The sequence below is a fragment of the Neisseria sp. P0009.S007 genome (assembly GCF_051962515.1).
The window spans coordinates 1-233 of sequence record NZ_JBQCVF010001316.1 but is presented as its reverse complement, the minus strand read 5'-3'; the positions used below and the strand labels follow the sequence as shown (position 1 = coordinate 233).

Here is a 233-nt window from a genome sequence, read left to right as displayed (position 1 = left end):
CCATCATATTGAGGCTTTGCGAACCCTGACCGGGGAAGAAAAATGCAAAAGACATGATATTCCTTTGTTTCAGTTTAGTTTTTCAGAAAATTCGTCAGAGGATTATCGGCGTAATGTATCAGCAGGGCATAGGTAATGGCAACATTTATTGCCACTGTCAGCCAGAAAATCTGAACAAAAGGAACTTTCTTGGTTTTGTGGCGGAACGCGGCGCGCGCAACCAATGCGCCGGG

Annotated in this window: 1 protein-coding gene; it reads right to left on the bottom strand. The window is 45.5% G+C overall.

Annotated features, from left to right (window positions below; all coding sequences use genetic code 11):
• Positions 1–74: 74 nt before the first annotated feature.
• The coding region (locus ACTHS3_RS18750) for a DUF1294 domain-containing protein (RefSeq protein WP_440368920.1) at positions 75–233 on the bottom strand (159 nt) is incomplete at its 5' end.